Here is an 8439-nt window from a genome sequence, read left to right on the forward strand (position 1 = left end):
GTTTCCCGCAGACTTCTGCGGCTGCATGTCAAAGCTTAGCCAATTGTTCGCGTTCGTGGGGGACACGTCGCGGCGATGCTTTGAGCGTCAACCATGCTGCGTGGACGAGCATCACGATGAGCAGCAGATTGCGCAGCACGAGGACAGAGGTTTCTGGGCCCGATCCGAGTGGTAACGCCATGATTCCCATCGTCGCCCAGGGGTAGGTGATCTGCGTCAACACGCCGACGATGACGAGCCCCGTCGCCAAAACCTGAATATGCCGACGCAGCCACCCACTCGTGTCGTGCCCGATGAGGGCGGCGATCGGCCCGCCAAGCCACAGAACGTACTGGGGAGAGAGGGTCTTGTTTGCGACGATGGTGGCGAGGATCACTGTGAAGATGGCGAGCAGGATCGCTGTGGCGTCCGCTCGATGTCGGATGAGACGCACGGCGAGATAGATGGCGAACAGCGTGGCCAGCGTCGTGCACACCGACGCCACAACCAGCATGGCATCGACGCCCGGCCCAAACAGCTCGATCGCGTTGTACTGCGATAATTCCAGGATCCAATGCGGCGAATCCGTGAATGTACGAACTGCCATGAGGGGAGTTGCCGGTACCGACTCGATTTGCAGACCGCGTTCTCGCTGCCAGCTCAGCGGAGCGACATTACGATGCCATCCCTCGACGAGTAGCGATACTGCACCAAGTCCGCCCCCAACCAGGAGGAAGCCGAACAACCGACGCAGCCCCTTACCCCGGCGGGGGTCGGGCGCGAGCATGGGGAAGATGAGCAGGGCCGGCCAGAGCTTGATCGCAGCACCCATGCCCACGAACGCGCCCGACCACCATGGCCTGCTGGTGAGTAGCAGGCAGGCGAGGGCGACGAGCGCGGCCGGGATGAGGTCAAACCGGAACCAGACGATGGCGCCGTTGGCGGCCGTGAACAGCATCCAAAACAGTGCAGCTCGGGCGCCTCGGGCGCGGTAGAGGCAGAACGCGACGAGGGCGTCGAGGAGCACCATACATCCCGCGAAGAGAGGGAACCAGGATTGCCAGCCGCCACCGAGCCGGTAGAGAAGATGAAGTATCCACACCGCAGGTGGCGGGTACTCCTGCATAACGCCGGATTCACCGCGTTCGAGCCTGTCGAGGTGAAAGCCGTAGTAGGAAACGTCGTTGGCCACGAAGTTCACGTCGGGGCGAAGCCACAACAGATACGTGATGCAGCGTGTAAGGAAAAACACCGTGACGAGTAGCAGCGGTGTCCATCCCCGCAGGTTAGTTTTCCGCTTCAACAGCACTCCTGCATTCACCGGCGCCAAGTGGCGCCCCCGCGAGGATTCGAACCTCGGCTCCCGCCTCCGGAGGGCGGTGCTCTATCCCCTGAGCTACGGGGGCATTCAGCCGACGGCTGAAACCTCGGAAGATACTAGCAAAAGATGAACGGGCGAGGTCCGATAGGTTGAGGGTATGCGGAAAGTTCTCCTCGTGTTGCTGGTGTTGTGCGCGGGTTGTGTCTCACGTCCAGACCCTGACCCTGCGGTCATGCGCACCACTGCTCCGCCATGGGATGCGCCGCGTGACGCGGTGTCTTACATCGATGCGTCCGGCCTCGAACAGCGTCCACTTGGTGAAAGTACCGACCCGTGGATCATCGAGCTCATCGTGCAGGTGGATGGCGAGCGCGTCGACATCCCCGCCATGATCGGCATCGACAGGCTGCGTGCCAAGCAGGCGGTCGTCCATACGCACGAGGCCGGCGGCGACGTCTGGCTGGAAGGGCCGGACAACCATCAGGCCACGCTGTCTCATTTCTTCACACTGTGGGGTATCGAGTTCGACGGCAAGTGTTTGGCTAAGCGCTGCAACCTGGAGGTGCTCGTCGACGACGAACCGGCGTCGGATCCAGCCTCCGTGCAGTTTCGTGGCCACAAAGTGATCGAAGTCAGAGCCTCCTGACCTTCTTCTGGCAGGCTTGGGGGCACTATGACGCACATGCACATCGCTGGCTCGATCCACGCGGACTACTCGGGCATCCAGCCGCAGTGGCTGCACCGCCCCCACGACATCAACGCGTTGGATGAGAAGCTCTGGCCAAGAGGAACCCGTCGCGACGACAGCGGCACGCTGATGCTGGGTGGGGCTTCGTCGACTGAGTTGCTCGCCCGACAGGGCAGCCCCGCCTACTTCATCGACGAGGCCGATTTCCGTGAGCGCTGCGCCGATTTCCGCCAGGCGTTCGATGGATGGAGTATCTTTTACGCTGGTAAATCGCTGCTCACGAAAACGGTGGCGAGGTGGGTGTTCGAAGAGGGCCTCAACCTTGACGTCACGACGATGGGTGAGATGCAGATTGCGCTCGCGGGCGGCATGCCAGCGGCCAGGCTCGGCTTTCACGGCAACAACAAATCCGTCGAGGAAATCGAGTTCGCCCTGGAACAGGGGGTTGGGCAGTTCATCGTCGATTCCTTCCAGGAAATTGAGCGCATCGAATCGGCGTGCCACAAGCTCGGGGTTCAGGTGAAGGCCCTGGTTCGGGTCACCACTGGCGTCGAGGCGCACACGCACGAATACATCGCTACCGCGCACGAGGACCAGAAGTTCGGGCTGTCCATTCTTGGAGGCCAGGCGCTCGCTGGGCTCGTGCGGTGCGAGCACTCACCGCACATTGAACTGCTGGGTATTCACTCGCACATCGGCTCGCAGATCTTTGAAACCATGGGCTTCGAGGTGGCGATTCGACGCACGCTGAAGCTAGCGCATCAGTTCAAGACCGCCACGGGCGTCGAGCTGCAAGCCCTCGATCTGGGAGGCGGCTTCGGTATCGCGTACACCGAGGCCGACTCTCCCAAACCGACGAGCGAACTCGCGGCCGCCTTCGAAGAGATGATCGAGCACGAATGCCGCGCGTTGGGGCTCAGCCGACCGATGCTTGCCATTGAGCCGGGGCGCGCAATCAGTGGCCCGGCCGGGGTGGCGCTGTACACCGTCGGCACCATCAAGCCGGTCGAGCTCGAAGGTGGGAAAATCCGCACCTATGTATCGGTCGACGGCGGTATGAGCGACAACATCCGACCCGCGCTGTACGCGGCGGAATACTCCGCGGTCGTCGCTAACCGCGTCTCTGATGCGGAACCGCTGCTGTGCCGCGTCGTGGGGAAGCATTGCGAGGGTGGCGATATTCTCATCCGCGATGTATTCCTGCCCAGCGATTTGGCCGTCGGCGACGTCATCGCCGTTCCGGGTTCGGGTGCCTATGCACGATCGATGTCCAGTAATTACAACCAGGTGCCGCGCCCGCCGCTCGTCAGCGTGCGCGACGGTGTCTCGTCGGTGATGCTGCGACGTGAAACCTTGGACGACCTCATGCGTCTCGATGTAGGAGAATGAGATGGAAGCTTTGAAAGTTGGCCTGCTGGGGGCGGGCACCGTTGGCACGCAGGTTGCCCGAATCATCATTGACCAGGCTGAAGAGTTGGAGCAACGCGTCGGGTGCCCGCTTCGGCTCACCGGCATCGGGGTGCGCGATCTTGAGAAGGAGCGCCCAGGCATCGACCCTGCGCTGCTGACAACCGACCTGGAGTCCGTGGTGGATGGGGCGGACGTCGTCGTGGAGGTCATGGGCGGTCTCGAACCGGCCGAGGCGCTCGTACGACGGGCACTCGAGCGTGGAAGCTCCGTCGTCACGGCGAACAAAGCTTTGCTCGGTGAGCGACTCATCGAGCTGTCGGAGCTGGCCGATGCGAACAACGCCGACCTCTACTTCGAGGCGGCGGTGGCGGGAGCCATCCCCATCATTCGCCCACTTCGCGAATCCCTCGTCGGCGACGAGGTGACCAGCGTGATCGGCATCGTCAACGGCACCACCAACTACATCCTCGACAAGATGGTGAGCACCGGAATGGGCTTCGACGAGGCCCTACAGCAGGCGCAATCCCTGGGCTATGCAGAAGCCGACCCGACGGCCGACGTCGAAGGTCACGACGCCGCATCGAAGGCCGCGCTGCTGGCCGCACTCGCGTTCCACACCAACGTGAAGGGCAGCGAGGTGTTCTGCGAGGGGATCACCCAGATCACGCAGAAAGACATCGAAGCAGCGAAGGCCATGAACTGCACGGTCAAACTGCTGGCTGTGGCGCGCGCCAACGACGATTCCATCGCGGTCAAGGTGCATCCGGCCATGGTGCCGCTGAAGCATCCGCTGGCTTCAGTGTCTGGCGCGTTCAACGCGGTGTTCGTCACGACGAGGGAAGCCGGTGAACTCATGTTCCTCGGCCCTGGCGCCGGTGGGGCACCCACCGCTTCCGCCGTCATGGGTGACGTGGTCACCGTCGCGCGTCATTTCGTGCGGGGCACCACTGCGATGGCGTCGACGAACTATCGCGACCGGCCCGTCGCGCCGATCGGAGAGTCGACGACACGCTACTTCATCTCCATCGCAGTCAGCGACCGCCCTGGTGTGCTGTCGAAGGCCGCGCAGATCTTCACCGAGCATGACGTGTCCGTGCAGACCGTGCAGCAGTCCTATCTCGAAGGCCTCGAACGCCACGACGGGTTTTCGGCACGCCTGGGATTCATGACCCACGAGGCCAAGGAATCCGACCTGGCTAGCGTCGTCGAAGCGCTCAAGGCGGCTGACTTCGTCGGCTACGACGTGCGATTCATGCGGATCGAGGGTGCCTGATGCGGGTACGAGTGCCCGCTACCACCGCCAACGTCGGTTCAGGATTCGACTGCATCGGGATCGCCGTCGACTGGTATGACGAGGTTGAGCTGACACCGGGCGGCGAGGGCGTGTGCATTGAGGTTGAGGGTGAAGGCGCCGATACAGTTCCGCGTGACGCCAGCCATCTCGTGGTGCGCAGCATGCAGCGCGGTGTCGAGGAATGGGGCGACGGCGTCCTGCCCGGCTGCACGCTCACATGCCGCAACGTGATTCCGCACTCGCGCGGGCTCGGCTCGTCGGCTGCGGCCATCGTGGCCGGTCTCGCGCTGGCCTGGGGGCTCAGCAGGCCAGATGATCTGCACATCGGCGAACTGGCGCGGGTATCGAGCCTGATCGAAGGGCACGCAGACAACGCAGCGGCTGCGGTGTACGGTGGCGCCACATTGGGATGGATCGACGGCGGCACCGTCGATGTGCAGCCGTTCGCATTGCACGACGGCCTTTCCACCAAGGTGTGGATTCCCACGTTCGAGGTTCCCACCAAGGGCGCTCGTGCGGTGCTACCCGAGAGCGTCGAGCGAGGCGACGCTGTCCACCAGGCCGCGGCTGCCGCCACGCTCATGCTGGCACTCACGCAGCGACCTGAGCTCCTGCTCCGTGCGACGGCCGACCGCCTGCACCAGCGTTACCGTGCCGACCTTATGCAGCCCAGCTTCACGCTCATGGAGCGGCTCAGGGAGGTGGGCGTGCCCGCGACGATCTCAGGCGCCGGGCCGACGGTGTTTGCCATCGGTACCGCCGACGACTTCGCGCTGGACTTCCAGGTGCCCACAGAAGGGTTCCGTTGTCTGGAACTCCCCGTTGGTACCGGCGTGCAGCTCATTCGCTGAGAGGCTTCGCCACACCCGGATGACCAGGTTGCTTGTACCCAGTTGCTGAGCCTGCTAGTGTCGACTCGGTTCCCGACGAGTTCGCGTTGCGTGCAAGTCGAGCTTCCACATCAGTGACGCAACCGGGAATCAAGTACCACACATTTTCGTATGCGCTCCACGTTTGAGCGACCAGAAGGACACCTTCGTGACAGAATCCTTGGCGACGTTGAAGCTCGCTGAACTGAAAACTATCGCGGCTGACATGGGCCTCAAAGGGGTCTCCGGCATGCGCAAGGCAGACCTGATCTCCGCCATTGAGGGCAAGAATGCAGGCGGCTCGTCGAAGCCCCGTGCCGCGCAGCAAGAATCCAAAGCGAGTGCGCAGCCCGCCCAGAACAATCAGGAGCCATCTGAACATTCCGACGACGCCTCGCCCAAGGCTAAGCGCTCCAACGCGAAAGCCGGCGACGCGCAACCTGGCGGGGCTGGTTCGCAGCGCTCCAGCACTGCCGAGCGTGGGGAGTCGCGCGGCGCCCGTCGCCGTCGGGAGAAAACTGAACGCGATCGCTCCGCACAAGAGGAGACGAACGAGGAGGTCGGCTCACTGCTGGCAGCCGCGATGGGGGAGACCACCCCGAAGGCTCGCCCCGCCGATGACTCCAACGACCGCCAGGGCAACGATTCCAACTCCTCAGGGGACTACGACAACGACCACGGCCAAGGCACGTCCCGCCGCAGTCGCCGGCGCCGTAACCGCGACCGCCAGAACCGCCGCAACCGCGGTGGCGGCATGGGGAACAACGACGCCGAGCCCCAGATCCGCGAGGGTGACGTGCTCGCCAACGTCAGCGGCATCGTCGACATCCTCGATAACTATGCCTTCGTACGCACGACGGGCTACCTGCCCGGCCCGCACGACGCGTACTTGTCGATGGGCCTCGTGCGCAAGTATGGGCTGCGTCGTGGCGACGTCGTCACCGGCGCCATCCGCACGCCCAAGGAAGGCGAGCGCAAGGAGAAATACAACCCCTTGGTGCGCCTGGACACGGTGAACGGCGCCGACCCGGAGCAGGCGAAGAACCGCCCCGAGTTCTCGAAGCTGACGCCGTTGTACCCGCAAGAGCGCCTGAAGATGGAGAACGGCCAAAACGGCTTCACCGGGCGCATCATCGACCTCGTCGCCCCCATCGGTAAGGGTCAGCGCGGTTTGATCGTGTCGCCGCCCAAGGCCGGTAAGACGATGGTCATGCAGGCCATCGCCAATGCGATTACGGCCAACAACCCCGAGGTGCACCTGATGGTGGTGCTCGTCGACGAGCGCCCCGAGGAAGTCACCGACTTCCAGCGCACGGTCTCCGGCGAGGTCATCGCGTCGACGTTCGACCGCCCGGCAGAAGATCACACCACTATTTCTGAGCTGGCCATCGAGCGCGCCAAGCGTCTGGTGGAGGCCGGCCATGACGTCGTCGTGCTGCTGGATGGCATCACCCGTCTTGGGCGCGCATACAACCTGGCTGCACCAGCGTCGGGGCGCATCCTCTCCGGTGGTGTCGATTCGGCTGCGCTCTACCCGCCCAAGAAGTTCTTCGGCGCTGCGCGCAACATCGAGAATGGTGGTTCACTCACCATCTTGGCCACCGCGCTCATCGAGACCGGTTCGAAGATGGACGAGGTGATCTTCGAAGAGTTCAAGGGCACGGGCAACATGGAGCTCAGGCTCCGTCGCGAACTTGCTGACAAGCGCATTTTCCCCGCGATCGACGTCGACGCGTCCGGCACCCGTCGCGAAGATCTCCTCCTGGGGCGCGACGAGCTCACCATCATCTGGAAGCTCCGCCGCGCGCTCTCCGGGCTCGACGACTCCGGTGCCCTGGAGACGCTGCTCAGCCGCATGCGGAAGACGCCGACCAACCACGACTTCCTATTGTCGGTGCTCAAGACCACGCCAGGGGCGCACGACTAAACGCGCTCATCGCAATCGAGGGTGTAGTTGGTTTCTGAACCCGCCGCTTTCGAGGAGTGAAATGTCTCGTAGTCCCGTCTCTTAAGACTGTCACAACTCCTTCGCACGGATGAATGTGAATCCGATGGAAATTGATGAGGTAGCTTTCGATCAACACTTCGTCGATCTTCTCTTCAACGTGTAGCACGGGTGCTACGATTGCTGCATGAGCACGGCTGAAGCACACAGTGAGAGCCTCTCGCAGCGCGAGTTGCGCAACGAATCTGGACGCGTGCTACGTGAACTGAGCGAAGGGCATTCGTTCGTACTGACCAATCGTGGTATCCCCGTCGGGCGCATCGTTCCGCTCGATGCTCCGCCGCCCGCGCTACCCATCTCACGACCGGCCAAGCGAGTCGGTGGTTGGTCCGACCTCGCGCCCCAGCCGACTGACCACGATCGGCCGATGAACCGAATCCTCGACGAACTGCGCGGAGATCGGATGTGAGTACCGCTCCGCTGGTGTATGTCGATACGCCCGCGCTCGGAGCACTGCTTGTCGCTCAGCCCGAGACACAAGAGCTAGTGAACTGGCTTGATCGCGAGGATGTGCGCCTTGTCTCGAGCGATCTTCTTGAGACCGAACTGCGCCGCATGGCGGTGCGGGAAGGTCGAGACCAGTCGGAGGTGAGCGCGCTCTTGGAAGGTGTGTCATTGGCGGCCCTCGACCGTGCAACGTATCGATCCGCAGGCTTCCTGCCGATGCAGTATCTGCGTACTCTTGATGCCCTGCATCTGGAGGCTGCCATTCGTCTTGATGCTGATGCTGTCGTGACCTATGACCGTCGACTTGGCGATGCGGCGGAGACGGCTGGGCTCGATGTCATCTCCCCGGGTGCGGTCAGGTGATTCGAGTGGACGGATTCGTCGTCCGCGCGCGTTCATGAGTTGCGGCGAGCTATCCGCAAGTAG

General features: G+C 63.1%; 8 protein-coding genes and 1 tRNA gene. 7 read left to right on the plus strand and 2 right to left on the minus strand.

Annotated elements, in window-relative coordinates; all coding sequences use genetic code 11:
- Positions 1–28: 28 nt before the first annotated feature.
- Entirely contained in the window at positions 29–1282 is a 1254-nt protein-coding gene (locus Q0X68_RS09225) for a glycosyltransferase 87 family protein (protein ID WP_297750644.1), read from the minus strand.
- Positions 1283–1310: 28 nt separating this feature from the next.
- Positions 1311–1385 (minus strand) — tRNA-Arg (locus Q0X68_RS09230).
- Between the two features lie 147 nt (positions 1386–1532).
- On the opposite strand from Q0X68_RS09230, the gene Q0X68_RS09235 reads away from it, so the two are divergent.
- The 7 genes from Q0X68_RS09235 (at position 1533) to Q0X68_RS09265 (ending at position 8376) form a co-directional block, all read left to right on the plus strand.
- Positions 1533–1946: a hypothetical protein gene (locus Q0X68_RS09235; RefSeq protein ID WP_297750647.1), complete on the plus strand. Its 414-nt coding sequence runs from the start codon at positions 1533–1535 to the stop codon at positions 1944–1946.
- 27 nt (positions 1947–1973) lie between these two features.
- The gene (lysA, locus tag Q0X68_RS09240; RefSeq protein WP_297750650.1) at positions 1974–3377 is read left to right on the plus strand and encodes a diaminopimelate decarboxylase; all 1404 of its coding nucleotides are present in this window, start codon (positions 1974–1976) and stop codon (positions 3375–3377) included.
- Between the two features lies 1 nt (position 3378).
- Positions 3379–4671 carry a homoserine dehydrogenase gene (locus Q0X68_RS09245; protein WP_297750653.1) on the plus strand — a complete coding sequence of 431 codons (1293 nt, stop codon included), beginning with the start codon at positions 3379–3381 and terminating at the stop codon, positions 4669–4671.
- Positions 4671–5543 carry a homoserine kinase gene (gene thrB, locus Q0X68_RS09250; RefSeq protein WP_297750656.1) on the plus strand — a complete coding sequence of 291 codons (873 nt, stop codon included), beginning with the start codon at positions 4671–4673 and terminating at the stop codon, positions 5541–5543. The genes Q0X68_RS09245 and thrB overlap by 1 nt, the downstream gene beginning before the upstream one ends.
- 187 nt (positions 5544–5730) lie before the next feature.
- Complete coding sequence (gene rho, locus Q0X68_RS09255) at positions 5731–7488, plus strand: transcription termination factor Rho (protein ID WP_297750659.1); 1758 nt, start codon at positions 5731–5733, stop codon at positions 7486–7488.
- Between the two features lie 205 nt (positions 7489–7693).
- On the plus strand, positions 7694–7975 hold the full coding sequence (locus Q0X68_RS09260; RefSeq protein WP_297750662.1) for a type II toxin-antitoxin system prevent-host-death family antitoxin: 282 nt from the start codon (positions 7694–7696) through the stop codon (positions 7973–7975).
- The gene (locus tag Q0X68_RS09265) at positions 7972–8376 is read left to right on the plus strand and encodes a type II toxin-antitoxin system VapC family toxin (RefSeq protein ID WP_297750665.1); all 405 of its coding nucleotides are present in this window, start codon (positions 7972–7974) and stop codon (positions 8374–8376) included. Before Q0X68_RS09260 ends, Q0X68_RS09265 begins: the two co-directional genes overlap by 4 nt.
- The last annotated feature ends 63 nt before the right edge of the window (positions 8377–8439 follow it).

Source organism: uncultured Tessaracoccus sp. (genome assembly GCF_947286155.1).
Classification (GTDB): Bacteria; Actinomycetota; Actinomycetes; order Propionibacteriales; family Propionibacteriaceae; genus Arachnia.